The 26,789-nt window shown below is 68.7% G+C and carries 18 protein-coding genes and 1 pseudogene; 12 read left to right on the top strand and 7 right to left on the bottom strand.

Annotation, left to right across the window (positions count from 1 at the left end):
- Nucleotides 1-19: 19 nt before the first annotated feature.
- The gene (locus SAZ01S_RS03050) at nucleotides 20-1,645 is read right to left on the bottom strand and encodes a hypothetical protein (RefSeq protein ID WP_084579939.1); all 1,626 of its coding nucleotides are present in this window, start codon (nucleotides 1,643-1,645) and stop codon (nucleotides 20-22) included.
- Nucleotides 1,646-1,742: 97 nt separating this feature from the next.
- Here SAZ01S_RS03050 and SAZ01S_RS03055 point away from each other — a divergent pair, with 97 nt between their 5' ends.
- Nucleotides 1,743-2,996, top strand: coding sequence for a M24 family metallopeptidase (locus tag SAZ01S_RS03055; RefSeq protein WP_084579941.1), 1,254 nt, complete (start codon nucleotides 1,743-1,745; stop codon nucleotides 2,994-2,996).
- Here the strand turns inward: SAZ01S_RS03055 and ftrA are convergent.
- Complete coding sequence (gene ftrA, locus SAZ01S_RS03060) at nucleotides 2,956-3,984, bottom strand: transcriptional regulator FtrA (protein ID WP_084579943.1); 1,029 nt, start codon at nucleotides 3,982-3,984, stop codon at nucleotides 2,956-2,958. The two genes, SAZ01S_RS03055 and ftrA, sit on opposite strands and share 41 nt — an antisense overlap.
- 84 nt (nucleotides 3,985-4,068) lie before the next feature.
- On the opposite strand from ftrA, the gene SAZ01S_RS03065 reads away from it, so the two are divergent.
- Both SAZ01S_RS03065 and alaS read left to right on the top strand, forming a co-directional pair.
- Nucleotides 4,069-4,464, top strand: a complete 396-nt coding sequence (locus SAZ01S_RS03065; RefSeq protein ID WP_084579945.1) for a rhodanese-like domain-containing protein — start codon at nucleotides 4,069-4,071, stop codon at nucleotides 4,462-4,464.
- 101 nt (nucleotides 4,465-4,565) lie between these two features.
- A complete protein-coding gene (alaS, locus tag SAZ01S_RS03070) occupies nucleotides 4,566-7,217 on the top strand; it encodes an alanine--tRNA ligase (RefSeq protein WP_084579947.1) in 2,652 nt (883 codons plus the stop codon).
- 11 nt (nucleotides 7,218-7,228) lie between these two features.
- On the opposite strand, the gene SAZ01S_RS03075 is transcribed toward alaS, so the two are convergent.
- The 3 genes from SAZ01S_RS03075 to SAZ01S_RS03085 all read right to left on the bottom strand — a co-directional run bounded on the left by SAZ01S_RS03075 (nucleotide 7,229) and on the right by SAZ01S_RS03085 (nucleotide 10,941).
- Nucleotides 7,229-7,744, bottom strand: coding sequence for a hypothetical protein (locus SAZ01S_RS03075; RefSeq protein WP_084579949.1), 516 nt, complete (start codon nucleotides 7,742-7,744; stop codon nucleotides 7,229-7,231).
- A 5-nt stretch (nucleotides 7,745-7,749) separates the two neighbouring features.
- On the bottom strand, nucleotides 7,750-9,537 hold the full coding sequence (locus tag SAZ01S_RS03080) for a cation:proton antiporter domain-containing protein (RefSeq protein ID WP_084579951.1): 1,788 nt from the start codon (nucleotides 9,535-9,537) through the stop codon (nucleotides 7,750-7,752).
- 183 nt (nucleotides 9,538-9,720) lie between these two features.
- Nucleotides 9,721-10,941, bottom strand: a complete 1,221-nt coding sequence (locus tag SAZ01S_RS03085; RefSeq protein ID WP_064312683.1) for an NADP-dependent isocitrate dehydrogenase — start codon at nucleotides 10,939-10,941, stop codon at nucleotides 9,721-9,723.
- A 214-nt stretch (nucleotides 10,942-11,155) separates the two neighbouring features.
- Here SAZ01S_RS03085 and SAZ01S_RS03090 point away from each other — a divergent pair.
- Together SAZ01S_RS03090 and SAZ01S_RS03095 are read left to right on the top strand one after the other, a co-directional pair.
- Nucleotides 11,156-12,184: pseudogene (locus SAZ01S_RS03090) on the top strand (glycoside hydrolase family 43 protein); the annotation flags it as partial.
- Between the two features lie 122 nt (nucleotides 12,185-12,306).
- The gene (locus SAZ01S_RS03095) at nucleotides 12,307-12,738 is read left to right on the top strand and encodes a DUF983 domain-containing protein (RefSeq protein WP_084579955.1); all 432 of its coding nucleotides are present in this window, start codon (nucleotides 12,307-12,309) and stop codon (nucleotides 12,736-12,738) included.
- A 2-nt stretch (nucleotides 12,739-12,740) separates the two neighbouring features.
- Here the strand turns inward: SAZ01S_RS03095 and SAZ01S_RS03100 are convergent, their stop codons facing one another.
- Together SAZ01S_RS03100 and SAZ01S_RS03105 are read right to left on the bottom strand one after the other, a co-directional pair.
- On the bottom strand, nucleotides 12,741-13,892 hold the full coding sequence (locus SAZ01S_RS03100) for a serine hydrolase domain-containing protein (protein WP_245824544.1): 1,152 nt from the start codon (nucleotides 13,890-13,892) through the stop codon (nucleotides 12,741-12,743).
- Between the two features lie 76 nt (nucleotides 13,893-13,968).
- Nucleotides 13,969-16,920 carry a TonB-dependent receptor plug domain-containing protein gene (locus SAZ01S_RS03105; protein WP_084579957.1) on the bottom strand — a complete coding sequence of 984 codons (2,952 nt, stop codon included), beginning with the start codon at nucleotides 16,918-16,920 and terminating at the stop codon, nucleotides 13,969-13,971.
- Between the two features lie 261 nt (nucleotides 16,921-17,181).
- Here SAZ01S_RS03105 and SAZ01S_RS03110 point away from each other — a divergent pair, with 261 nt between their 5' ends.
- From SAZ01S_RS03110 to dacB, 7 genes are all read left to right on the top strand, one after another.
- Nucleotides 17,182-19,515, top strand: coding sequence for a penicillin acylase family protein (locus SAZ01S_RS03110; RefSeq protein ID WP_084579959.1), 2,334 nt, complete (start codon nucleotides 17,182-17,184; stop codon nucleotides 19,513-19,515).
- A complete protein-coding gene (locus tag SAZ01S_RS03115; RefSeq protein ID WP_084579961.1) occupies nucleotides 19,515-21,101 on the top strand; it encodes an N-acyl-D-amino-acid deacylase family protein in 1,587 nt (528 codons plus the stop codon). Before SAZ01S_RS03110 ends, SAZ01S_RS03115 begins: the two co-directional genes overlap by 1 nt.
- A gap of 71 nt (nucleotides 21,102-21,172) precedes the next feature.
- Entirely contained in the window at nucleotides 21,173-22,219 is a 1,047-nt protein-coding gene (gene dgcN / locus SAZ01S_RS03120; RefSeq protein WP_084579962.1) for an N-acetyltransferase DgcN, read from the top strand.
- Nucleotides 22,177-23,175 (top strand): N-acetyl-D-Glu racemase DgcA, encoded by a 999-nt coding sequence (gene dgcA, locus SAZ01S_RS03125; protein WP_084579964.1) that lies wholly within the window; start codon nucleotides 22,177-22,179, stop codon nucleotides 23,173-23,175. The genes dgcN and dgcA overlap by 43 nt, the downstream gene beginning before the upstream one ends.
- Complete coding sequence (locus SAZ01S_RS03130) at nucleotides 23,166-24,416, top strand: dicarboxylate/amino acid:cation symporter (protein WP_084579966.1); 1,251 nt, start codon at nucleotides 23,166-23,168, stop codon at nucleotides 24,414-24,416. The genes dgcA and SAZ01S_RS03130 overlap by 10 nt, the downstream gene beginning before the upstream one ends.
- 24 nt (nucleotides 24,417-24,440) lie before the next feature.
- Nucleotides 24,441-25,325, top strand: coding sequence for a LysR family transcriptional regulator (locus SAZ01S_RS03135; protein WP_084579968.1), 885 nt, complete (start codon nucleotides 24,441-24,443; stop codon nucleotides 25,323-25,325).
- An 11-nt stretch (nucleotides 25,326-25,336) separates the two neighbouring features.
- Complete coding sequence (dacB, locus tag SAZ01S_RS03140) at nucleotides 25,337-26,746, top strand: D-alanyl-D-alanine carboxypeptidase/D-alanyl-D-alanine endopeptidase (protein WP_245824546.1); 1,410 nt, start codon at nucleotides 25,337-25,339, stop codon at nucleotides 26,744-26,746.
- Nucleotides 26,747-26,789: the final 43 nt, after the last annotated feature.

A 26,789-nucleotide genomic window follows, 5' to 3' on the forward strand; every position in this document is an offset into this window, starting at 1 on the left:
CCGGGTCAAGCCCGCTGGGTTAACCGAGCGTGACGGCAGTCCCCTGCCAGCGCGCCAAGGCGGCGGCGCGATCCCGCCTTGCGGCGCTCGCATTGCCCAGCTTGGCCTGGATCTGGCCGCGCGTCGCCAGCGCCACCGGATCGAGCGGACGATGGCGTAGCGAGCCTTCGATTTCCGCGAATGCTTCCCGCGTCTTGCCCTGCGCGAGCAGCGCCGCGGCGAGATCTCGGCGGACCGGATACCACCATAATGGCGGATCGGTCCATTCGGCGAGCGGCTTGGCTTCCTCCATCGCCGCCGCCTTGGCAAACGCCTTGGCGGCGCGATCCGGGCGGTTGTCGAGCATGGCCGCGCGGCCTTCGAGCACCAGACGCGCGAGGCGGACGGCGGCGGTGGCGCTGCCTTCCAGCCCGTCGGGCTTGATCTTGCCGGGCAGCGCCCGCGTTTCCGCCTCCAGCTCGGCGCGTCGGCCGGCGCGGGCATAGGCTTCGCCGCGCGCATAGTGCCAGAAGGCTTGCGCCAGCGTCGCATCCTGGGGCGGGGCGGGGATCGCCAGCGCCTCGTCGAGGGGCGCGAAACGCGCCAGGGCGATATAGCCCTGACCGAGCACCGCCTGCTTGAACGGATCGAGCTTCTTGGCCCGCGTGCCCATCGCGACGAGCGGCCGGGCGATGGCGAGGCCGCGCACCCCGTCACCCGCCATCAGCGCGCCGCCGATGCCGAACTGGACGTTGTGGGCGTGATAGGCGAGCGTCCACACGCCGTCCGGCTCGGCCAGGTTCAGCCGGCGCGCGTTGGCGAAGCCGAGTTCGACCGCGCGCAGATTGGCGACCGCTGCGTCCTCGTAGCGGCCCACCCAGTAAAAAGTGTGCGAGGGCATGTGGACGAGGTGGCTCGCAGCCGGTGCGATGCTGCCCAGCCGATCGGCATAGGGCTCGGCGCGCTTGGGATAGCCGGCAATCTCGGTCGCGTGAATGTAGAAGTGGATGGCAGGCGCATAGTCCGGACTGCGCTTGAGCACCGTTTCCAGCAGCGCGACCGGCCGCGCCGCCAGCACGGCATTCTCGCCCGAGGCGACCAGCGATGCATCCGCCGCGATCGTGGCGATGGCGTCATCGTCCGGATAGGTCTTTGCAAGCGCTTCCATCGCATCGGCAAAGGCGCGGTTTCCCTGATCGGCGCTGCCGGTATAGCGCAGCTTCATCGCCGCGATCAGGCCCTTCTCCTTTTCGGGACCGGTGGCGGCAAGGCGCTCGGCGGTTGCGCTCACTTCGACAAGGCGCGCGCGCTCCTTGTCGTCGATCGGATAGTTGATCGTCGGGCCCGCGGCATAGGCCTCGCCCCAGGCGCACATCGCGCAGTCCGGATCGATCCGGCGCGATTCCTGGAACGCCGCGATGGCGGCCTTGTGGGCGAAGGCATGGGCAAGCTGCATGCCGTTGGTGAAGAAGGCCTGCGCCTCGGCACTGTGCGTCCGCACCTCGAAGCCTCCCGGCCCATAGCCACTGAGAATCTTGGGGTGCTCGCCGGTCTCGATCGCGTCGCCGCACCAGCGCGGGCTGAACGCCGGCGCGGTTTCCAGGCGTGCCGGCGCCGCGGTGGCGCCGAGCAGCAACAGTGCTGGCGTGAGCGCAATGAGTCGCATGGCAGATCAAACCCCTTTTCGACGCGCTTGAAGTGCTTGCCGTCAAACCCTGCTTCGTCCTACCCGATTTGGTCACATAAGACGAGGGCGCAGCAGGATGGCTTGGGAAACGACGCGGCGAAATCTGTTGGGCGGCATGACGGCGCTGCCGCTGCTGGGGCTGCCCGCCATTGTCCGCGCCGCCGAACCGGACCTCGCGCAATTGCAGGACATGACCGGCAATGCCCGGCCGATCGGTGCCGACGAGCGCCGCGTGCGGCTGGCCAGGGCGCAGGCGCTGATGCAGGCGAAAGGCATCGGTGCGGTGCTGATCGAGCCCGGCGCGAGCCTCGTCTATTTCACCGGCATCCGCTGGGGCCGCAGCGAGCGGCTGACCGCGGCGGTCCTGCCGGCCGAGGGCGAGCCGTGCATCGTTACGCCGTTCTTCGAGGAGCCGCGCACCCGCGAGACGCTGGCGATCCCGGCCGAGGTGCGGGTGTGGCAGGAAGACGAGGATCCGCTCAAGATCGTCGCCGGCTTCCTCAAGGACCGCAAGCTGGCTGGGCGCCCGGTCGGGATCGAGGAAACGGTGCGCTATTTCGCGGTCGACGGGCTGCAGAAGAACGGGTTGCGGGTGACCTCGGCCAATCCGGTCGTGCGTGGCTGCCGGATGATCAAGAGCCCGGCCGAACTGGCGCTGATGCAGCTCGCAACCGATATCACCATCGCCGCCTATCGCTTTGTCTATGCACGCGTCGAAAAGGGCATGCGCCAGCGCGACGTCTCGCAGCTCATGGATGCGGCGACGCGCAAGCTCGGCGGCGATCCCGAGTTCAGCATGGTGCTGGTCGGCGAGGGTGCCGCCTATCCCCACGGCACCAAGACGCCCGCGCCGGTGAGCGACGGGGCGATCGTGCTGATGGACTGCGGGTGCAACGTGATGGGCTATCAGTCGGACGTATCGCGCACCTTCGTGCACGGCGCCGCCAGCGCGCAGCAGCGCAAGGTGTGGGACGCGGTGGCGAAGGGCCAGCAGGTGGCGTTCGCCGCGGCCAAGCTCGGTGCGGCGGCGGGCAGCGTCGACGACGCGGTACGCGGCTATTATGCCTCGCTCGGCTATGGACCGGATTACAAGCTGCCCGGCCTGTCGCACCGCACCGGCCACGGCATCGGGCTCGACGGGCACGAGCCGGTCAACCTCGTCCGCGGCGAGAAGACGCCGCTCGCGTCGGGCATGTGCTTCTCGAACGAGCCCGGCATCTACATCCCCGGCAGCTTCGGCGTGCGGCTGGAAGATTGCTTCCACATGACCGAGGCGGGGCCGAAATGGTTCAGTGCGCCGCCGGTCTCGATCGATCAGCCGATGGGCTGATCCGCGCAGGTCGAGCCGCCTGCGCCCGGAACTGCCGACGATACTGGCCGGGTGGAATGCCGAGCTGGCGGCCGAAATGCAGCCGCAGATTGGCGGCGGTACCCAGGCCGGCCTGCTCGGCGACCTGCTCCATCGCCAGATCGCTGGTCTCCAGGAGGACGCGCGCGACATCGAGACGCTGCGCGACGAGCCATGCGCCCGGCGTAGTGCCGGTCAGCTGCCGAAAGCGGCGGACGAAGGTGCGCGGGCTGAGGATCGCCGCTGCGGCCATCTCCGCGATCGTCCAGGCGCGTGCGGGCTCGGCACGGATGCGATCGAGCAGCGCGGCGAAGCGATGGTCCGGGCTCTTAGGCACGGGGCGTTCGATGAACTGCGCCTGTCCACCGGCGCGATGCGCGGCGACGACCATCCGGCGGGCGACGCTGTTGGCGGCATCGGCGCCGAAATCCTGGCGGACCAGATGGAGCAGCAGGTCGATGCCGGCGGCGGACCCTGCCGAGGTGAACAGCGCACCGTCCTCCACATAGAGGCGGTCGGGCTCGACCGTGATCGCCGGATGCGCCGCGGCGAGCCGCTCGGCGTAGCGCCAGTGCGTCGTCGCGCGGCGACCGTCGAGGAGCCCGGTCGCAGCGAGCAGAAAGGCGCCCGAGCAGATCGTCACCAGCCGCGCGCCACGATCATGCGCCGCCCGCAGCGCTTCCAGCAGGGTGGGCGAGGGTGGCGCACCGTCGCTCCTCCAGCCCGGGATGACGATCGTTCCCGCCGTGGCCAGCATCGCAAGGTCGTGCTCGACCGTGACGCTGAGCCCTGCATTGGTCGCGAGCGTCCCGGCATTCTCCGCGCAAACGCCGAAGCGGTACCAGTCCGTGCCCATCTCCGGTCGATCGAGCCCAAACACTTCGGCCACGATGCCGAATTCGAAGGCGCACAGCCCGGGATAGGCGAGCGCGACGACGCGGCGGTTGGGGCGGGGCGATGCGCTTGGCATAATCCTTTCGATAATCGGCAAAGCTGCCGCTGGCGAGTGATGAAATGCGTGGCGATAAGGTCCCCTAAAGGAGGCCTTGCACCGATGACCAATGCCGTGACCGCCATTCCCGCCGCGCCCAGTGCCGATGCCGCGGCGCATTTTGCCGCCGGCTTCGCCTACGAGACCGATTGCTGGGACACGCACGACGCGCTGGCGAGCGGCGACCCCGGCTTTGTGCTGCTCGACGTCCGCGGACCGGCATTGTTCGCCAAGGGGCATGTGCCGGGCGCGATCAACCTGCCCCATGGCAAAATCATCGCCTCGAAGCTGGCGGCATGGCCGGCGGATACGCTGTTCGTGGTCTATTGCGCCGGGCCGCACTGCAACGGCGCGGCCCGGGCGGCGCTGCGGCTGGCGCAGCTTGGGCGCCCGGTGAAGCTGATGGCTGGCGGGATCACCGGCTGGATCAACGAGGGCTTTGCGCTCGCCCAGGCGTGAACTGGTGTCGGATCCACCGCGTCTGATCGCGCATCAGGAACGATCGCGTCAATCGACGTGTTTCGCTTGAGCGAAAGCCCGCTCGCCCCTAAGTCGGCCTCATGACGTCGACCAATGATATCCGCCGCTCGTTTCTCGACTATTTCGAGGGCCAGGGCCATGCCCGCGTCCCCAGCGCGCCGCTGGTGCCGCACAACGATCCCACGCTGATGTTCGTCAATGCGGGCATGGTGCCGTTCAAGAACGTGTTCACCGGCCTGGAATCGCGGCCCTACAGCACTGCGACCAGCAGCCAGAAGTGCGTGCGCGCGGGCGGCAAGCATAACGATCTCGACAATGTCGGCTATACCGCCCGGCACCATACCTTCTTCGAGATGCTCGGCAATTTCTCGTTCGGCGACTATTTCAAGGAGCAGGCGATCACGCATGCCTGGACGCTCCTCACCAGGGAATGGGGCATCCCGGCCGAGAAGCTGACGGTCACGGTATACCACACCGACGACCAGGCGTTCGACTTGTGGAAGAAGATCGCGGGGCTTCCCGATCACAAGATCATCCGCATCCCGACCAAGGACAATTTCTGGGCGATGGGCGCGGATGGCCCCTGCGGCCCGTGCTCGGAAATCTTCTACGATCACGGCGAGCACATCTATGGCGGCCCCCCGGGCTCTCCGCAGGAGGATGGCGACCGCTTCGTCGAGATCTGGAACCTCGTCTTCATGCAGTTCGTGCAGGAAAATGACGAGATCATCGGCGACCTGCCGCGGCCGAGCATCGACACCGGCATGGGGCTGGAGCGCATCGCCGCCGTGCTCCAGGGCGTCCACAACAATTACGACATCGACACGTTCAAGGCGCTGATCGACCAGTCGGCGGCGCTGACCGGCACCTCGGCCACCGGCGAGCAGGTTGCCAGCCACCGCGTGATCGCCGATCACCTGCGCTCCTCGGGCTTTTTGGTTGCGGACGGCGTGCTGCCGGCGAACGAGGGCCGCGGCTATGTGCTCCGCCGCATCATGCGCCGCGCGATGCGCCATGCGCATCTGCTCGGCGCCAAGGATCCTCTGATGCACCGGCTGGTGCCGTCGCTGGTCGCCGAGATGGGCGCCGCCTATCCCGAGCTGGTTCGCGCGCAGCCGCTGATCGAGGCGACCTTGCTGCAGGAGGAAACCCGCTTCCGCCAGACGCTCGCCAACGGCCTGCGCCTGCTCGACGAGGCGACGGTGGGGCTGAAGGCCGGCGACACGCTGCCCGGTGCGACCGCGTTCAAGCTCTACGATACTTTCGGCTTCCCCTATGACCTGACCGAGGACGCGCTCCGCGTGCATGAGATCGGCGTCGATCGCGCCGGCTTCGATGCGGCGATGGCCGAGCAGAAGCGCGCCGCCCGCGCGGCCTGGAAGGGCTCGGGCGAGAAGGCGTCGGAAGAGCTGTGGTACGACCTCGCCGACGAGCTCGGCGGGACGGAGTTCACCGGCTATGTCAGCACCGAGGGCGAGGGCCAGGTGGTGGCACTGGTGAAGGACGGCGCGCGGGTGGAGAAGGCAGTTGCCGGCGACACCGTGACCATCCTCACCAACCAGACGCCTTTCTATGGCGAAAGCGGCGGCCAGATGGGCGATGTCGGCGTGATCGGCAACGACAAGCTGCGCGCGCTCGTCGACGACACGTCGAAGCCGCTCGGCCGCCTGCATGCGCATCACGCCAAGATCGAGAGCGGCGAGGTTGCCGTGGGCGACGCGGTGCACCTCTCGGTCGATGTCGAGCATCGCGACCAGGTCCGCGCCAACCACTCGGCGACGCACCTGCTGCACGCGGCGCTGCGCAAGCGGCTCGGCACCCATGTCAGCCAGAAGGGCAGCCTGGTGGCGCCCGAGCGGCTGCGCTTCGACTTCTCGCACCCCTCGGCGCTGACGCCCGAGCAGATCGCGCTGGTCGAGGCCGATGTAAACGCGCAGATCCGCCACAACGGCACGGTCGAGACGCGGCTGATGACGCCGGACGATGCGATCGCCGCCGGCGCGATGGCGCTGTTCGGCGAGAAGTATGGCGACGAGGTCCGCGTGCTCTCGATGGGCCTGGGCGAGGATGCGTCCTACTCGGTCGAGCTGTGCGGCGGCACGCACGTCAATGCGACGGGCGACATCGCGATCTTCAAGATCATCTCCGAAAGCGCCGTTTCCTCGGGCGTGCGCCGCATCGAGGCGCTGACCGGCGAGGGCGCGCGGCTTTGGCTCAACGCTCGCGACGAGCGGCTGCGTGAGGCTGCGGCGGCGCTCAAGACGTCGCCCGACGACGTGCCCGCGCGTGTCGCGGCGCTGGTCGAGGAACGCCGCAAGCTCGAGCGCGAGCTGGCGGAGGCCAAGAAGGCGCTGGCGCTCGGCGGCGGGGCGGGGGCTGCCCCGGCGGGTCCGGAACAGGTGAACGGCATCAATTTCGTCGGCCAGGTGCTCGATGGGCTGGAAGCCAAGGCGCTGCGCGGCGCGGTCGACGAGGCCAAGGCGCGAATCGGCAGCGGCGTGGTCGCGCTGGTGGCGGTGAACGAAGGCCGTGCCTCGGTCGCGGTCGGCGTGTCCGACGGGATCGGCGTCAGCGCGGTGGACCTGGTGAAGGTCGCCGTCGCCGTGCTCGGCGGCCAGGGCGGTGGCGGCCGTCCGGACATGGCGCAGGGCGGCGGTCCGGACGGTGCCAAGGGCGCGGATGCGCTCGCGGCGGTGAAGGCGGCGCTGGCAGAGGCTGCCGTCGCCGCCTGATCCTCAGAGGGTCAGCGCCCGGGGGCGTAGCCGTCCTCGGGCAGCACCCAGATCGCGGTCTGCGCCATGTCGGGGCGCAGCAGCCCGTCGATCAGCACGTTGACGGAGAGTTCCCCCGCGCCCGAATCGCGATAGCAGCGCTCATGCCCGGCCAGCGGCTGGAGCACATCCATCAGCTTCATTCGCGTGTTGGCTTCCAGTGCTGGGCTGAGGGCGGTGCCGTTGCTCGTCAGCTTGCCGGCGTTGATATCGGCCGGGCGGATGCGGCTGCACACCGCACCGTCGCGAACTTGCCCAAATGTCGAATATTCCAGTACGATCAGCGGATCGCGATTGACCACACCGGTCACCTGCGCGTCGAACGCGCCGTCGCCGCGCAGCGTATAGCGCACGATCGTGCTGCAGGTGCGGGCGGTACGATCCGGATCGACGCAGCGGATCCTGCCGGCCTTGGCTGGCGCTAGCGGATCGGGAACGGAATCGGCTTGCACGGGCGCGAGCAGGGCAAGGGCAAGGGGAAGCAGCATCAGGTTCAGGCCTCGGTTGGTTCGGTGCTCGGGTTCAGGCGCGACCGGTTGAGGCGCGGTTCGCGCTGCAGCCCGGCGGCTTCCTTGATCGAGCGGCGCATCTCGTCGCGCTTTTCGTGGATCGATGCAATCACTGGGCCGACGCCGAGCCCGAGATCGACCAGCAATGCCTCGGAGAGCTGGAGCGAACTCTCCAGCGTCTCGGGTACGGCATCGGTGGCGCCGGCGCGATAGAGCTCGGCGGCATGGCCGGCGTCGCGCGCGCGGGCGATGATCGGCAGGTTCGGGACCCAGCCGCGCACCCGCTTGGTGAGCCGCACGGTAAGCACTGGATCGTCCATCGTCAGCACCAGCGCGCGGGCGCGACCGAGCTGGAGCTGGTCGACCAGCTCGCTGCGGGTCACGTCGCCGAACAGCACATGGAAGCCGGCGCGGCGGGCGCGCACCACCGTGTCGATATCAGCGTCGACAGCGACATAGGGCTTGTCGTGCCGGCGCAGCATATCCGCCACGGTGCGGCCGACCCGGCCGAAGCCGATGACGACGGTGCCGCCTTGCACGGGGGCGAGATCCTCATCGGCGATCAGCGCGCCGTCCTTGCCTTCGATCCTGCGCGCGACCCTGCGGCCGGCCTGGGCGAGCAGCGGCGTCGCGGTGAGGCCGATTGCGGTGACGGCGCTCCAGAAGGCGGCGGTGGCCGGCGCAATCAGCCCCGCCGCGCCCGCCACGCCGAGTACGATCAGCGTGGTCTCGGAGGGGCTTGCCATCAGCACGCCGGTCTCCGCCGCTGTGCCCATGCGAGCGCCCGAAAACCGCAGCAGCGCCGTCGTCACCGCTACCTTCACCGCCATCACCAAGAGGCTGGCGCCGAGCAGCGCCGCCCAGTTTGCCGCGACGAAGCCGAGATCGAGCTGCATGCCGACGGTGAGCAGGAACACGCCAAGCGCCAGCCCCTTGAACGGGGCGGTGATCGCTTCGACCTCGCCATGATATTCGGTCTCGGCGATCAGCAGGCCCGCGATCAGCGCGCCGACGATCGGCGAGAGCCCGGCCGCCGTAGTGGCGAGGCTGGCAACGATCACCACCAGCAGGCTGGCGGCGAGGAACAGTTCGGGGCTTTTGGTCCGCGCCGCCTGGGCGAACATGCGCGGCAGCACGATCCGGCCGCCGATGAACAGGGCAGCCACGGTCGCCGCGCCGATACCCAGCGTCATCAGCAATTTGGTCAGCCCAGCGCCATCCGGATTGGGCGCCATGGCACCGAGGCCGAAGATGATCGGCACCAGCGCCAGGTCCTCGAACAACAGCATCGCAAAGGCAGCGCGGCCGACGGGGCTGGTCGTGCCGGCGATCGGAATCACCAGCGCCGTGGAAGACAGCGCGAGCGCAAGCCCCAGCCCGATCGCGCCGCCGGTGCTGAGCCCGGTCAGGTAGAGGAGCGCGGCCAGGATCAGTCCCGATCCGAACAGTTCGGCCGCACCGGTGCCGAACACCAGCGACCGCATCGCCCATAGCCGCTTGAACGAGAGCTCGAGGCCGATCGAGAACAGCAGCAGGATGATGCCGAACTCGGCGAACGGCTCGATCGAGTGCGCGTCCGAGATGGTGAGGTAATAGAGCCAGGGCGCCTTGCCTACCAAGCTGCCGAGCCCGAACGGCCCGACCAGCAGGCCGGCGAGGATGAACCCGATCACGGGGCTGATGCGGAAGCGCGCAAAGGCGGGGATGACGAGGCCGGCCGCGCCGAGGACCACCAACGTGTCGCTGAAGCCGTGATTGGACAGACTCAGCATGTGATGTCCCGGTGGCGAGGTGCGGGCGCGGGGCGGGAATGGGAGGAACAGAAAGGCCGATGGCCGGTGGCGGGTTTTGCTCGCTCGGTCATGCCCCCTAGAGACGATGCGAGGCCCGGCATTGCAAGTAGAAAAGCCCGCCAATGGCGGGCTTTTCCGTAGCATTACGTAGCGGGAAGCGGCTTACTGCCAGCTGCCCATCGCGGTCTCGAGATTGACGCGGATCGCCTCGAAGAACTGCTCGGTGGTCATCCAGGCCTGGTCCGGGCCGATCAGCAGCGCGAGATCCTTGGTCATCTTGCCGCTCTCGACGGTCTCGATGCACACCTTCTCCAGCGTCTCGGCGAAGCGGGTCACCTCGGGGGTGCCGTCGAACTTGCCGCGATACTTGAGGCCGCCGGTCCAGGCGAAGATCGACGCGATCGGGTTGGTCGACGTCGCCTTGCCCTGCTGGTGCTGGCGATAGTGGCGGGTGACGGTGCCGTGCGCCGCTTCCGCCTCGATCGTCTTGCCGTCCGGGGTCATCAGCACCGAGGTCATCAGGCCCAGCGAGCCGAAGCCCTGCGCGACCTGGTCCGACTGGACATCGCCGTCATAGTTCTTGCAGGCCCAGACGAATTCGCCGTGCCACTTGAGCGCCGAGGCGACCATGTCGTCGATCAGGCGGTGCTCGTAGACGATGCCGGCGCTCTGGAACTGGTCCTTGAACTCGGTCTCGAACACCTCGGCGAAGATGTCCTTGAAGCGGCCGTCATAGGCCTTGAGGATCGTGTTCTTGGTCGACAGGTACAGCGGCCAGTTGCGGCCGAGCGCATAGTTCATCGAGGCGCGCGCGAAATCGCGGATCGACTCGTCGAGATTGTACATGCCCATGGCGACGCCGGCCTGCGGGAAGTCGAACACTTCGTGCTCGATCGTCTCGCCATTCTCGCCTTCCCACTTCATGGTCAGCTTGCCCTTGCCGGGCACCTTGAAGTCGGTCGCCTTGTACTGGTCGCCGAAGGCGTGGCGGCCGACGACGATCGGCTTGGTCCAGCCCGGGATCAGGCGCGGCACGTTCGAGATGACGATCGGCTCGCGGAAGATCACGCCGCCCAGGATGTTGCGGATCGTGCCGTTCGGCGATTTCCACATCTTCTTGAGGCTGAATTCCTCGACGCGCTGCTCGTCCGGGGTGATCGTCGCGCACTTCACGCCGACGCCGTACTGCTTGATGGCGTTGGCCGAATCGATCGTGATCTGGTCGTTGGTCTCGTCGCGCTTCTGCACGGAGAGGTCGTAATATTTCAGATCGATGTCGAGGTAGGGGAGGATCAGGCGCTCGCGGATCCATTCCCAGATGATCCGCGTCATTTCGTCGCCGTCGATCTCCACGACGGGCGTTGCTACCTTGATCTTCGCCATAAGCTCGCTTTCCTGAGACAGGTGGGTTCCCGGCAGCGTCTAGGGGCAAGGGCAGGGGGGATCAAGCGGCTGCGGGCGCAAAGCGGGATCGTCGCGCCCACCGGTGATGGTTGGGGGGGGCACCGATACGGCCTTGATGTCAGAACCACTTCGTGGATATGTCAGACAAATTGACCGGCGACCGCCGGTATCCGGGACATGGAACCAGGGGAGGATGTGCTTGCTGACACGACGCGGATTCATCGTTGGCGCTGCCGCGGCTTCGTCGATGCCGGCGGCGGCGCGGGCAGGGGCGCAGAATGCCATCGTCAATCCCGTCGTGCGGCAGCGGGCCGACGCGCAGGTGTTTCGCCACACCGATGGCTGGTATTACATGACCGGGTCGGTCCCCGAATATGACCGGCTGGTGCTGCGCCGGTCGAAGACGCTGGCGGGCCTGGCAACTGCAGCCGAGAAAGTGCTCTGGCGGCATCCGGCGCGGGGGCCGATGTCCGGGTTTCTCTGGGCGCCCGAACTGCATCGCATCGACGGCAGCTGGGTGATGTATTTTGCCGCGGGGCCCAGCGGCGGCGGCGAGGACGTGTTCCACATCCGCACCTTTGCGATCGCGTGCAGCGGCCCGGACCCGATGACCGGCAGTTGGCAGGTGCTGGGCCAGCTCCAGACCGAATGGGACAGCTTTACCCTAGATTCGACCAGCTTCGTGCATCGCGGGCGCCGCTATCTGGCTTGGGCGCAGCACGAGCCGGGCATCGACACCAACTCCAATCTCTATCTCGCGCCGCTGGCGACGCCGCTGACGTTCGCCGCCAGGCCGGTACGCCTGTCGATCCCGACGCTCGACTGGGAGGTCCAGGGGTTCAAGGTGAACGAAGCGCCGGCGGTGCTCGCCCGCAACGGCAGGCTGTTCATGACCTATTCGGCGAGTGCCACCGATGCGCGCTATTGCATGGGGATGCTGAGCTGCGCGGCCGATGTCGAGCTTATGGACGCTGCCAATTGGTCCAAGTCGCCGGTGCCGGTGTTCCGGAGCTCCGCCGTCAACCAGGTGTTCGGCCCGGGGCACAACAGCTTCACCGTCGACGAGCGGGGCCGCGACGTGCTCGTCTATCACGCCCGCGATTACGAGGCGATCCAGGGCGACCCGCTGTTCGACCCCAACCGACATACGCGGCTGCAATATTTCCGCTATCGCCCCGATGGTTCGCCCGATTTCGGCGAACCGGTCGCGAATGGCCGCTTGCTCTTGCGCTGAGGAGCGGGCGTTCCCTTGCAAAATGCATGCATAATGCCTGCAGTGGCATTGTGTATGCATCTTCCCCTCCCTATGTTCGGGCCGTCACTGGCGCTTCTGGAGCAACGGCTATGGCGAGGTCAGACGAAACGGGCGCGTTCCCCTGGATCCTGAAATCCGGTTGGAAAGGTGTTTGTCCGCGGTGTGGCAAGGGGCGGATGTTCCGATCCTGGCTCAAGGTCGTCGACAAGTGCGAGGCCTGCGGTCTCGACTATCGGTTCGCCGCACCGGACGACGGCCCCGCCTTTTTCTCGCTGTGCATCGTGGTGTTCCCGCTCACCTTCGTGGTGGTGTGGGTGCAGGTCGCATTCGAACCGCCGCTGTGGCTGCATCTATTCACTTCGTTGCCGCTGATGGTGCTCGGTAGCCTGTTGCCGCTGCGGCCGATCAAGGGGTGGCTGGTCGCCTCGCAATATGTGAACCGCGCTCGCGAGGCCGGCACCGAGGCGCTGTGGAACCGGCTGGACGGCCGCGCGGCCGGCAGCGATCTGTTCGAGGGATAGGGTTACCGGCCGTCGATCGCCGACAGTATCGCGGTGTGGATCGCGATCCGGGCGTCGAAAATCCCCTTGTTGTCGCGGGTCGGATTGACCCGATTGCTCAGCAGCACGATGAACGCGTCGCGCTGCCGATCGATATAGAGCGACGTGCCGGTGAAGCCGGTGTGGATCAGCGCGTCGGGAGAGGCGCGGGGGCCGGCAAAGCTGCCGGCGGCGTCCGGCATGTCCCAGCCCAACGCCCGCGAGGTGCCCGGCGGCTCGGCCTGGCGGGTGGTGAAGGCGGCGATGCTGGCCGGCTTCAGCAAGCCTTTGCCGCCGCGCAGATAGAGTTCCGCAAGCTTCGCGAGATCGTGCGCGGTCGAAAACAGCCCGGCATGTCCGGCGACGCCGCCGAGCACATAGGCATTCTCGTCATGCACCACCCCGCGCACCAGCCGGTGCCGGAAGACATCGTCCTGCTCGGTCGGCGGGATCCGGGGTAGCAGGCGGGCCGGCGGGTTGAAGCCGGTATCCTTCATTCCCAGTGGTACGAACGCATGGTCGTGCAGGAAACGGTCGAGCGGCTTGCCCGAGAGGCGCTCGACGATCTCGCCCATCAGGATCATGTTCTCGTCGCGATATTGGTAGCGCGAACCGGGCGCCCATGCGACGGGCATGCGATCGATGAGCGCGAGCAGCGCCTGCCGGCTGTCGCTGTGCTGCCAAAGAAGATCGGTGGTGAACAGGCCCGAGCTGTGGCTGAGCAGGTGCCGCACGGTGATCTGCGCATGCCCCGGCGTGCCGGCAAAGCGTGGCAGGTATGCGATCACCGGGCGGTCGAGGTCCAGCAGGCCGCGATCGTACAGCAACTCGGCGGCGGTCGTCGTGCCGACCACCTTGGTGAGCGAGGCGAGGTCGAAGATCGCGTCGCGCGGCATGGCCGGGGCATTCGGTGCGGACCACATCCGCCCGAAGCTGCGCAGCGCCGCCAGGCGCCCCTGCATCCCGATCGCGACGACCGCGCCCGGAAAGGCCTTGCCCACCCAGCCGTTGATAACGTCGAAGGCCGCGCCGAACCGTGGGTCGCGTGCCGCGGCCATACCCTCCACGGGTGCCGCCAGGCTTGCGACCAGCGGTGCAAGGCCCATCGCTTGCACAAAGCGCCGCCGGTCGATCATCACGAGCGAAACTCGACGGCGCGGCTGGGATGCCGCGCGTGCAGCCCCGCAGGTGCGAACACCCCGCCGGGCCGGCTCACCGCATTTCGAACCGGAAACCGACGCGGAAGGCGCGGCCCAGCAGGTCCGAATAGGTGCTGTTCGCCGCCAAGCCGGTTTCTGGCAGCAGGATCGGATCGCGATCGAACAGGTTGGTCACGTTGAGGAAGACCTCGCCGCGAATCTTCTCGCCCTGCGTGATCTTGGCGGTGAGGTTCAGATCGACATAGGCGGCGCCGGAGATGTGGTTGTTGTCGATCGTCGGGAACTGCGAAACGGTCGCGGCCGGGCGGCCGACCGGGCAATTGCCGTTACAGACGATGTAGTTGTTGCCATAGGTACCGCTGCTCACCCCGCGGGCGGTGCCGGTGATCGAGAAGCGCTCGGTCTCATAGGTGGCGTTGATGCGATAGATCCACTTGGGCGGGCTGATCCCGCTCAACTGGCCCACCGCGTCGACCGGCACGACGTTCGGCACGCCGCTGTCGGTGATGTTGTGGATATAGCGGGTGGCGAGGCCGTGCAGCGTGACAGCGCCGGGCGCCTTGCCGAAGATCCGGTCTAGGTCGACGCGATAGGTCGCGTCGAAGTCGATTCCGCGCACCCATTGCCGCGCGAAGTTGAACGGGCTGGCGCGGAAGAACAGCTCGCGATCGCCCGTCGGATCGGGTCCATAGGCGTTGCAGAACTCCTTGCGCCCTTCATAGCAGCGATTGATGATGTCCTGCGCGAAGAACTGGCCGATGGCATCCTTCAGCTTGATGTCGAAGCCGTCGACCGACGCCGAGAACCCGCTCAGGAAGCGCGGCTGGAGCACGACGCCGATATTGACCGAGTCCGCCTTTTCCGGACGCAGATTGGGGTTGCCGGTGGTCAGTTCGCGGAAGGTCACGGTGGTCCGGCCGGTCGCCGGATCGGTGAGCGTGTTGGTCCGCGAGGTCCCCGCTTGGAACAGCTCGCTGAGGTTGGGTGCACGGATGTCGCGCGAGCGGGTGGCGCGGAAGCGGATGTCGGGGATTGGCTGCCAGCTCGCGCCGACCTTCCAGGTCGTCACATAGCCCGATGTCGAATAGTCGGTGGCGCGAACCGCGCCGTTGAACTCGATGCCGAGGCCGAGCGGCACGACGGTCTCGAGATAGGCTTCCTTGACGTGATAGCTGCCGAAAGTCGGCAGGAAATTGCCCACCGACCAGCCGGTCTGATAGTCGGTCGGCACATAGCCGGAGACCGACTCCCGACGATATTCGCCGCCCACCGCGACGCTGACGTCGCCCGCCCAGGTGGCGAAGGGGGTTAGCGACAGGTTGGCGCCGGCCACCGTCTGCTTGAGCCTCTGGTCGCGATAGGGGTCGCCGAGCACATAGTCGATCGCGGCGGAACTGGTGACGCCGATGCCCAGCCGGTTGAGCGGCACGCAGCCATTGGTCGGCGCGGTCAGCGACGAGCGACACACGACGGTGCCCGCCGGAACGCCGAGCGTGTTGCCCGCCGGCGCGGCAACCGCGTCGGTCGCATTGGCCATGCGCGTGGTGTTCATGATGTCGCGCAACTGCTCGTGGGCGTTGGTCTCGCCATATTGACCATAGATGTTCCAGATCGCCTTGTGGCCGAACGCCTGGAACTCACCTTCCGCGCCGATCGCGTAGCGCTGCACGTCGCGGCTGCTGTTGTTCTTGCGATAGGGCAGGTCGACCGCGGTAGTGCCGATCGTCACCGAGGTGACGGCAGCCCGCTCCGCCGCGGTGATCAGGCCGGCCGAAACCGCATTGCCCAGCGCCGCCTGCAGATAGGGGTTGGCGGCGGCAAGCGTCGTGCTGGTGGTCAATTGCGGACCGGCGTTGAACAGCGTCTTCTGCCAGTTGTACGAGGCCTCGGCGAACAGCGAGATGCCGCTGGTGACGTCGTAGCTGACCCGGCCGAACACGCCGCGGCGATCGTCGTCCGCATCTAGCCCGATGTTGCGGCCCTGGTCGTTGAGCTGCCAGTCGCCGCCCTGGGTCAGCGAGGGGGCCGTGGTGCCGCCCGCCGCGGGGAAGGTGAGCGCGCCGTACTGGAACAGGCTCGGCGCACCGCCATTCCCGAAATAGATGCCGCGCAGCCGGTTCGCGACGCCGCCGGCCGAGTTGAGGATGATGCCGCCGGGCGTCGCATTGGCGACGCCTACCGGCTGGCGGATCAGATATTGCGGCTGGCCATTGGTGTTGGTGTAGGCCGGGTTGGTGATGCGCACCCGCCCGCGCGCATTCCAGTCGCGGTCGACCTGGAAGATGCCGTCGCGGTGCGCCCATTCGCCACTGAGCAGCACGTGCCCGCGCCCGTCGCTGCCAAAGGCGGTGCCGGCGGCGAGGCTGAAGGAATAGTTGCCGCCGTCGCCGTGGCCGGTGATGCCGCTATCGGCCGAGGCCTTGATGCCCTGGTACTTCTTGTCGAGCACGAAGTTGACCACGCCGGCCACCGCGTCCGAGCCATAGGCGGCGGAGGCGCCGCCGGTGACGATCTCGACGCTCTTCACCAGTGCCTGGGGGAAGGTGTTGATATCGACCAGCCCGGTGACGCTCGACCCCACCGTACGGCGGCCGTCGAGCAGCACCAGCGTGCGGATTTCGCCGAGCCCGCGCAGATTGAGCGCGTTGATGCCGGCCAGGCCCGAGCTGATTGCCAGCCGCGAGTTGGAAGGGCGGGTGGATCCCGCCAGCGCCGGCAGCTGGTTGACGAAATCGGCGAGGTTGTTGGTCGGCGAGGTGTTGCGGATGTCCTCCTGCGTCGCCACCGTCAGCGGCGTCGGGGACTGGAAGCCATTGCGAAGAATGCGCGTGCCGGTGACGACCAGATCGTCCGGCGAAACCCGATCCGCCTCGGCCTGCGACGGAGATTCCGCGCTATCGGCGGGCGGCGCTGTCTGCGCCAGGGCGGGCGTCGCCAGGGCCAGCGACAAGGCAGCCAGCCCTGCGCCGGTTGCGAACTGCCTTCGCCATGATCCGTCGGTCATCTGCAATCCCCCTTTTTATGCGTTTGGAGCCTGATTTCCCTGCGGACGGTCATGTTCTTGTCGCTGATCCGTGCTTTAGGCGATGGTGCAGGCCGAATGCGAAGCAGGTCAAGGCTTACCCGACAATCGATCGTTGGGTATGCCATAGCCTTCGATTATGGTGCGATTGCACCGGCGCGCCGCCGCTCTATGCTCCCCTTGCAAGCGCCACGCCAATACGTTCGCCGCGCCTGTCGCTGCGCACCGCAACAAGGGGACATCATGGTCAATCGCCGCAGCTTCCTGTTCGGCGCCACCGCGTTCGGCGCGCTGCTGCCGGTGCGTGCGGTCGCGCGTCCGAGCGGCTTGCCGTCCTATGCGACAGTTGCCGGACTGTCGCACCCGGTCGAGATCGTCGACGATCGCTGGGGCGTGCCGCACATTCGGGCCGCAACCAAGCCGGATGCCTTTTTCGGCCAGGGCTATGTCGTCGCGCGCGACCGCCTGTTCCAGATCGATTTCAGCCATCGCCGCGAGATGGGGCAGATGGCCGAGGCGTTCGGCACAGCATTTGCCGCCCACGACGCGGCGGCGCGGCTGTTCCACTATCGCGGCGATCTCGACGCCGAGCTGGCGCGGATCCCGCGCCCGGTGCTGGACTGCGTGCGTGGCTATGTCGCGGGGATCAACGCCCGCATCGCCGAAGTGGAGCGCGATCCGACGCTGCTGCCGCTGGAATATCGCATCCTCGGCGTGATGCCGCTGCGCTGGGACGTTCGCGACCTGGTGCTGGCGCGGGGCGGATCGGTCGGCAATGTCGACGACGAGATCCGCCGCGCGCGGCTGGCGGCGCTGGGGCTGCTCGATCTCGACCGGCTGGTGGCGCCGCTGCGCCCCGCGTTCGCGATGTCCGTGCCGGACGGCCTGGATCCTGCCCAGGTCAGCGAGGCGGACATGGGCGTGCTGCGGCTGGGCCCATTGCCGTTCAGCCGGCAAACGCCGACCCAGGATCCGGACGAACGGCTGAGCGCCACCAATGCGGGATCGAACGCCTGGACGGTCGCGGGCAGCCGTACCGCCACCGGGCGCCCGATCCTGGCCAATGATCCGCATCTCGGCATCGGCGGGTTCGGCCCGCGCCATGTCGCGCACCTCACTGCGCCGGGGCTCGATGTGATCGGCGGCGGCGCCCCGGGTTTGGCCGGGATCATGCAGGGGCACACCGATCGCTTCGCCTTCGGCCGCACCAATTTCCACATCGACCAGGAAGACCTGTTCGTGCTGGAGCTCGACCCCGCCGATCCCGAGCGCTACCGCCATGACGGCGGCTGGAAGCGGTTCGAGCAGCATGTGGTCGACATCCCGGTAAAGGACGCCGCGCCGCAGCGGGCGGTGCTCCGCTATGCCGTGCAGGGCCCGGTGATCTCGCACGATCCCGCCCGCTCGCGGGCGACTGCGCTCGCCTCGGTGGGGATGCAGCCGGGGGGATCGGGCGCGTTCTCGATGGTCGCGATCAATCTTGCCCGCGACTGGAAAGACCTGCGTGCGGCGTTCAAGCTGCACCCGTCGCCCACCAACTTTCACTATGCCGACGTGCACGGACATCACGGTCGCCAGTCGATCGGCTTCTGGCCGCAACGCAAGCGCGGAAACGGGCTGCTGCCGGTGCCCGGCGACGGTCGCTATGACTGGGTGGGCATGCGCGACTTCCGCGCCTTGCCCGGTGACTATGACCCACCCGCAGGCTGGTCCGCCTCCGCCAACCAGGACAATTTGCCGCCCGGCTGGCCCGCCGAGCGAAGCCCGGCCTTCTCGTTCCGCGATCCCGCGCGCTACGACCGCATCGCGCAGGTGCTGTCGACGCAGACGCGGCACAGCATTGCCGACAGCGTCGCGCTCCAGCACGACACGCTGTCGGTGCTCGCGCAGCGCTTCCAGGCCATGCTGCCGCGTTCGCCGTCGCCCGAAGCCGCGCCCGCCGCGGCAATGCTGGCTCGCTGGGATGCCCGGATCGATGGCGCGAGCGCCGCGGCGGCGCTCTACGAGATCGTGCTGCGCCAGCTGAACGCGCGGATGCTCGCGGCGCTCGTGCCGGAGCGGGCGCGCAGCCTGATCCCGGCGATCGAGCCGCCCGAACTCATTCGCGTCGCCGCCGACCGGCCCGACCTGATCGATGCGGCGCTCGCCGCGGGTTGGGCGGAAGCGGGGAAGCTGCTCGGCAGCGATCCGGCGGCGTGGCGCTGGGATGCGCTTCACCGCGTCCGCATCACCCACCCGCTGGCGCGCATCCCGGCGATCGCTGCCGCATTTCCGCCGATCGAGGCGGGCGGATCGGGCGGCGACAGCTTCACGGTGATGGCGCGCTGGCTCGGCAGCGGACCGGACTGGCGGGTCGGCGGCGGCGCGAGCTACCTTGAAGTGATCGATGTCGGCGATTGGGATCGTTCGGTGATGCTCAACCTGCCGGGGCAGTCCAACGATCCGCGGTCGCCGCATGCGCGCGACCAGGTTGCGCCCTGGATCGCCGGCACGATGCAGCCCATGCCGTTCAGTCGCGCCGCCGTCGATGCGGCGGCGGTCACGACCACCCGCCTCCAGCCGGATAGGAGCCTTTGATGAAGCGCCTTGCCCTGATTGCCCTTGTCTGGTGCGCCGCCACGGCATCGAGCGCGCCGCGTGTCGACGTCGTGATCCGGGGCGGCACCATCTACACCGGTGCCGAGGCGCCGCCCTTTGTCGGCGATGTCGAGCTGGAGGGCGACCGGATCGTCTATGTCGGCCGCGGGCGAGGCACCGCCGCCGCCAAGGTGGTCGATGCCCGCGGCATGATCGTCGCGCCGGGGCTGATCGACGCGCATACCCACCCGGACAGCTATATCCGCTCGGCCGATCCCAAGGCGCGGCTCAACCTGCCCTGGCTGGCGCAAGGCGTTTCCACCGTGGTGATCGGCGTCGATGGCTATGGCACGTTCGAGGTCGCCAAGGATGCGCACGCGCTGGAGGCGAGCGGCATCGGGACCAACGTGGTGCCGTTCGTCGGCTTCGGCGCGATCCGCGAGCATGTCCTTGGGCAGGACGCCCGCGCGCCCACGTCGGGCGAGCTCGCCGAGGAGAAGCGCCTCGCCGCGAAGGCGATGTGCGAGGGCGCCTATGGTCTGTCCACCGGCCTGTTCTACCCGCCGCAGAGCTTCGCCAAGACCGACGAAGTGACTGCGGTCGCCAGCGAGTCGGGCAAGCGCGGCGGGATGTACGACACCCACCAGCGCGACGAATCCAACTATTCGATCGGCCTGCTCGCCTCGACCAGGGAAGCGATCGAGATCGGCCGGGTCGCCGGCACGCCCGTTCATTTCGCGCATCTCAAGGCGCTCGGCGTGCCGGTGCAGGGGCAGGCGCCGGCGCTGATCGCGACGATCGAGGCGGCGCGGCGGGCGGGCCAGATTGTTACTGCGGATCAATATCCGTGGCTCGCCTCGGGGTCCAGCGTCGATGCGTCGCTGGTGCCGGGCTGGGCGATGGACGGCGGCTACAAGAAGCTGCTCGCCCGCTTCGACGATCCGCCGACGATGGCGCGGCTGAAGGTCGAGATGGCGGAGAATCTGCGCCGGCGCGGCGGCGCACAGTCATTGTTGCTGACCGCCCAGGGCCAGCCCTGGACCGGCAAGACGCTGGCGGAGATGGCGACGCAGTGGCAGATCTCGCCGATCGACGCGGCGATCCGCATCCTGCGCACGCCCGATGCGGCGGGCACCGGTCCGGCGGGTACCGACGTGGCCAGCTTCAACATGATCGATCGCGATGTCGACCTCATCATGCGGCAACCCTGGGTGGTCACCTCGTCGGACGGGTCGAACGGGCACCCGCGCCAATACGCCACCTTCCCGCGGCTCTATCGCACCTATGTCGTCGAGCGGAAGGTGATCACCCTCCAGCAGTTCATCCGCCGCTCTACCGGTGCCACCGCCGACATGTACCGCATTCCGCAGCGCGGCTATCTGCGGCGGGGCTATTATGCCGATGTCGTGGTGCTCGATCCCAAGCACTACGCGCCGCGGGCCGATTACCTCCATCCGCGCATCCCGAGCGTCGGTGTCACGGCGCTGTTCGTCAACGGCCGGCTGGCGCTGTCCGACAGTGCGGCGACCGGCGTGGCGGCGGGGCGGGCGCTGCTGCGGCCGCGGCCCCAGAACTGCAGCCAATAGCCGCGCGTTATAGGCGGTGGTGCGAGCGCGATTGGCGGCGCGCGCACCACCGCTCCTATCATGCTCGCATCATGACCATTCCCGCCCCCTATCTCCTCTATCTCGGCCATTCGCAGGACGAGATCGGCCTCAAGACGTCGCGCGGCCTCGCCGCCTTTCGCCGCGACGATTGCGTCGGCGAGTGGCGGCACGACGATTGCCCGTTCACCCTCGGCCTGCCGCGGATGGATGCGGCCGTCGGTCGTGCCGCGGGCGCGCGGACGCTGGTGCTGGGCATCGCCAATCCGGGCGGACGCTTCCCCGAGTGGCTGATCGGCGACGCGCTCGCCGCGATCCGTGCCGGGCTGAACATCGCCTGCGGGCTGCACCAGCGGCTGCGCGACGTGCCCGAGCTGGTTGCGGCGGCGGCCGAAGCGGGGGTCACCCTGTTCGATGTGCGCGACGCGCCCGAGGAACTGCCGGTCGGCAATGGCCGGCGGCGCGCGGGTAACCGGCTGCTCACCGTCGGCACCGACTGCTCGGTCGGCAAGATGTATGCGACGCTGTGCCTGCGCGATGCGCTGCGGGCGCGCGGCGTCGCTGCCGATTTCCGTGCGACCGGCCAGACCGGCATCCTGATCGCCGGCGACGGCGTGCCGCTCGACGCGGTGATCGCCGACTTCATCGCCGGCGCGATCGAGACGCTCGCGCCCGCGCGTGCCGACGATGGCTGGGATCTGATCGAAGGGCAGGGGTCGCTGTTCCACCCCGCTTTCGCGGGGGTTTCGACCGGGCTGCTCCACGGTGCCCAACCGTCGGCGCTGGTGCTGTGCCATGATCCGCTGCGCCCGCACATGCGCGGCCTGCCGCATTATCCGATGCCTGGGCTTGCCGAATGCCTCGAAGCCAATCTCCGCGTCGCCCGGCTGACCAGTCCGGACGTGCGCGCCGTCGGCGTGGCGCTCAACACCGCCAAGCTCGACGAGGCGGAGGCGCGCCGGCTGTGCCGAGAGACCGAGGACGCGCTGGGCCTGCCCTGTACCGATCCCTATCGCTTCGGGTCGGATGCCATCATCGACCTGTTGCTGGAGACGCCATGCGCCGCACCCTCGACGCTCGCCACGACCGTTTCCCGCTAAGGACGCCGTTCCGCATCGCGCGCGGCGTGAAGACCGCCGCCGATGTGGTGTCGGTAACGATCGGCGAGGGCGGTATGGTCGGGCGCGGCGAGGGCGTCCCCTATCCGCGCTATGGCGAGACGATCGACGGCGCGCTTGCCCAGATCGAGGCGGTGCGGTCGCTGATCGAGGACGGCGCCACCCGCGCGGAGATCGCCGCGGCGTTGCGGGCGGGGGCCGCACGCAACGCCGTCGATTGCGCGCTGTGGGACCTCGAAGCGCGGCTGGCGGGCACCAGTGTCTCCGCGCTGGCGGGTGTCAGGCCGGTCGACGCGATTGCCTCGGCGATCACCATCGGCATCGACACGGCGGACGCGATGGCCGGGGCTGCGAGCCGTGCGGCGCAGGTGCCGCTGCTCAAGATCAAGGTCGATCGCGACGGGGCGGCCGACCAGATCGCCGCCGTCCGCGCCGTCGCGCCGACGCCGCGGCTGATCGTCGATCCCAATGAAAGCTGGCGCGTGGAGGATATCGCGGCGCGGCTGCCGATGCTGCGCGCGCACCGGGTCGACCTGCTCGAACAGCCGGTGCCCGCCGGCGAGGATGCCGGGCTGGCCGCGCTGGGAGGTGCCATCCCGATTTGCGCCGACGAGGCGCTGCACACCCGCGCCGATCTCGATCGGCTCGCCGGGCTGTACAGCCATGTCAACGTCAAGCTCGACAAGACCGGCGGCTTGACCGAAGCTTTGGCCCTGGTGGCGGAAGCAAGGGCGCGGGGATTTGGCGTGATGGTGGGGTGCATGGTGTGTTCGTCGCTGGGGATCGCGCCGGCGATGCTGGTGGCGGGCGGGGCCGATTTCGTCGATCTCGACGGCCCGCTCTGGTTGGCCGAGGACCGGCCGGGCGGCGCGCGCGATCATGCTGGCATCCTGACCGCGCCCGTGCCTGGTTTCTGGGGAACCCACGCTTGCGCCTGATCCGGGGCTGGTTCGCCATTCCGCTGTGGCAGCGCGTGGTCGGTGGCCTGCTGCTGGGCGTTGCGATCGGATTGTTCTGGCCGGAGGCGGCGGGAGCGATCCGGCTGGTCGGCGAGCTGTTCGTCCGGCTGATCAAGATGCTGGTGGTGCCGGTGGTGCTGGTCACCATCGCGGCGGGCATCGCGACGCTCGGTGATCCGCGGCGGCTGGGGCCAATCGGCGGGCGCACCGTCGGGCTGTTTGCTCTCACGACACTGATCGCCGTCTCGATCGGCATGGCAACGGGGCTGCTGCTGCGACCGGGCTTGGCGATGCCGCTGGCCGGCGTCGTGTCGCACCCGCTCGGGCCGCCGGTGCCGCCTGCCGAGCAGCTTCTCGCGATCGTCCCGCTCAACATTTTCGACGCGCTGGTGCGCGGCGACATGCTCGCGATCATCTTCGTTGCAGTGCTGCTCGGCAGCGGCAGCGTGCTGGCAGGCGAGGCGGGGAAGCCGGTCGTCGCGCTCCTGCACGGCCTGTCGACGGTGCTATTACATATCGTTCGCGCCGTTATGGAGGTGACGCCGTTCGGCGTGTTGGCGCTGATCGCCCAGGCGGTGGCGGCCAACGGCGCGGCGGTGTTCGTCCATGTCGGCTGGCTGGCGCTGGGGGTGGTGCTCGCCTCGCTGATCCAGATGCTGGTGGTCCATGCCGCGCTGATCGGGCTGGTCGCGCGGCTGCCGGTGGTCCGCTTCTTCCGCGGCATCGTCGACGCGCTGGTCGTCGCCTTTTCCACCGCCTCGTCTTCGGCGACGCTGCCGGTGGCCTTGCGGGTGGCGCAGGACAATCTGGGGGTGTCGCGCGGCGTTGCCTCCACCGTGCTGCCGCTCGGCGCCTCGATCGGCAAGGACGGCACCGCCATGTATGTAGGGCTGCTCGGCCAGTTCGCGCTCCAGGCGTTGGGGATCGTGCCCGACGCGACGATGCTCGTCACGATGCTGCTCACCGGCGCGCTGGCGGCGTTCGGCACCGCGCCGATCCCGTCGGCTTCGCTGTTCATGCTGGCGGCGATGCTCTCGGCGGTGGGGGTGGGGGCGGAGCAGACGGCGTTGGTCGTCGGGCTGGTGCTGCCGTTCGATCGGCTGCTCGACATGACCCGCACCGTGCCCTCGGCCTCGGCTAATCTGGCAGTCGCCATGCTGGTCGCGCGCAGCGAGGGCGAGCTCGATACGGCGCGCTTTCGCGGCCCTGTGGTCGAATAGGCAAGGGGTCGCTAGGCTGCATCCATGAACCTGCGCCATATCGAGATTTTCCACGCCGTGTACGTCAACGGATCGGTCTCCGCCGCCGCCCGAGCGCTCAACGTATCGCAGCCCTCGGTCTCGAAGACGCTCCGCCATGCCGAGAGCCTGTTGGGGTTCGAGCTGTTCCAGCGCTCCAACGGCCGCCTGCTGCCCACCGAGGACGCCCATGCCCTGTTCGCCGATGTCGCCGACATCCAGGAGCGGGTGCGCGCGCTGCGCGAGGCGGGGCGCAACCTGCGGATGGGCGCGGGCACGACGCTGCGCATTTCGGCACTGCCCAGCCTCGGGCTGGGGGTGCTGCCGGACGCGGTGTCGCGCTTCCTGGTGCGGCGGCCCAATGTCCGCTTCGACCTGCAGACGGTGCATCACGACGATCTGCTGCGCAAGCTCTACGAGCGCGAAAGCGACATCGCGATTGCCAGCGAGCCGCCGCGCGGCGTCGCGCTCACCCATAGCTGGCTGGGCGAGGGCGAGCTGATGGTGCTGTACCGCGAGCGCGACATGCCGGACGCGCCGCCGCGGCTGGAACTGTCGCAGCTCACCGGGCGGCCGCTGATCTCGCTGAAGGGGAGCGGCCCCATCGGCAAGCTGCTGTCCGAGGAGATCGACCGGCTCGGCGTCGATCTGGACGAGGTGGTGGTTGCGCGGACCTTCTACATCGCCGCCGCACTGGTCCGCGCGGGCGTGGGGCTGGCGATCGTCGACAACTTCACTGCCGCCGCCTCGATGGTGCCAGGGCTGGCGATGCGGCCGCTGCGCCCGTCGATCACCTTCGACGTCCACGCCATCCACCTGCTCGACCGCCCGCCCTCGGCGCTGGCCGCCGAGTTCCTGACCCTGTTGAGCGAAGAGATCGAGCGTCGATGATGTGGAGCCTGATGCTGCCCTTGCTTCTGGCGGCCGCGCCAGCCGATGCCCCGCTGCCGCCGGCGGTGGCGGAAGCGCTGGCCAATGCGCCGCAGGGGACGCGGATCGGCCTGGTGGTGGTCGATGCGCAAGGTCGTGAAATCGTTGCCCTGCGACCCGACGAACGCTTCGTCCCGGCCTCCAACACCAAGCTGTTCACCACCGCCGCGGCCTTTGCCACGCTGAACGTTGCGGCACCGGACGCGGCGGGCGGCGCGACCGTGCGGCTGGAGGGCCGAGACACGCCGACCGTGGTGCTGGCGGGGCACGGCGATGCGCGCCTCTCGTCGGCGCCCGAGTGCCGCGTCGATTGCCTCGCGGATCTCGCGGCGGCGGTGGCGGGCAAGACACGGGTGGTGCGCGACGTGGTCGGCGATGACACGGCCTTTCCCGACGAGCGCTGGCCGCTGGGGATGAGCTGGAACAACATGGACAGCCCCTATGGCACCGGCATCTCGGCGCTGACGTCGGACGACAATGTCGCGACGCTGAGCGTGGCGCCCGCTGCACCGGGGGCGCCGCCGCAGGTTCTCGGCGATGGCTATTACCGGATCGACAATGCCGCGACGACCGGGGAGTCGGGCAGCCCGCGGACGCTCTCGGCCGAGCGCAGGCCGGGCAGCGACGTGGTCCGCCTGACCGGCAGCATCGCCGTGGGCCATGCGCCGATCGTGCTGACGATGGGGGTCGAGGATCCGGCGCACCGGGCGGCGTGGCGGTTCGCGCAGCTGTTGCGGGCGGCGGGGGTGAAGGTCATGGGGCGGATCACGGTGCGTCACCGGCCGTTGACCGCTGCCGACGACCCGGCCCAGCGCGGCGGTGCGCCTGCCCCGGCAGTGGCTGCCGTGCCGGTGCTGGCCGCCCTGACCCCGCCGCCGCTGGTCGAGGATCTGCGCCAGACCAACAAGACGAGCCAGAACCTCCATGCCGAGCTTCTGCTGCGCCGGCTGGGGGCGAGCGGCTCGGTCGCCGATGGTCATGCGGCCGTCGATGCGCTGCTCGCGCGTGCGGGTATCGCTCGCACGAACTACGACTTTGCCGATGGCGCGGGCATGTCTAGCTACAATCGGGTGACGCCGCGCGCGACGGTGACGCTGCTGCGCTGGGCCGAGACCCAGCCCTGGGGCGCGGCATGGCGCGCCACCTTCCCGGTCGGTGCCACCGACGGGACGCTCGCGCGCCGTTTCGTCGGCACCCCGCTGGCCGGGCGGCTGTTCGCGAAGACCGGCACGCTCAACGCGGCCAATGCGCTCGCCGGCACGATGATCGCGGCGAGCGGGCGCACGCTGACCTTCGCGGCCTATGCCAACGACATGCCGGGTGGGGCGAGCGCCACCGCGGCGATCGACGCGGCGCTGGTGGCGATCGCCGCGGCCAATTGAGTGCGGGTGCATAACCTGCCGATAGGCAGGCCATAGCCCCCAG

Origin of the sequence: Sphingomonas azotifigens NBRC 15497, assembly GCF_002091475.1 — a bacterium.
GTDB classification, from domain to species: domain Bacteria; phylum Pseudomonadota; class Alphaproteobacteria; order Sphingomonadales; family Sphingomonadaceae; genus Sphingomonas; species Sphingomonas azotifigens.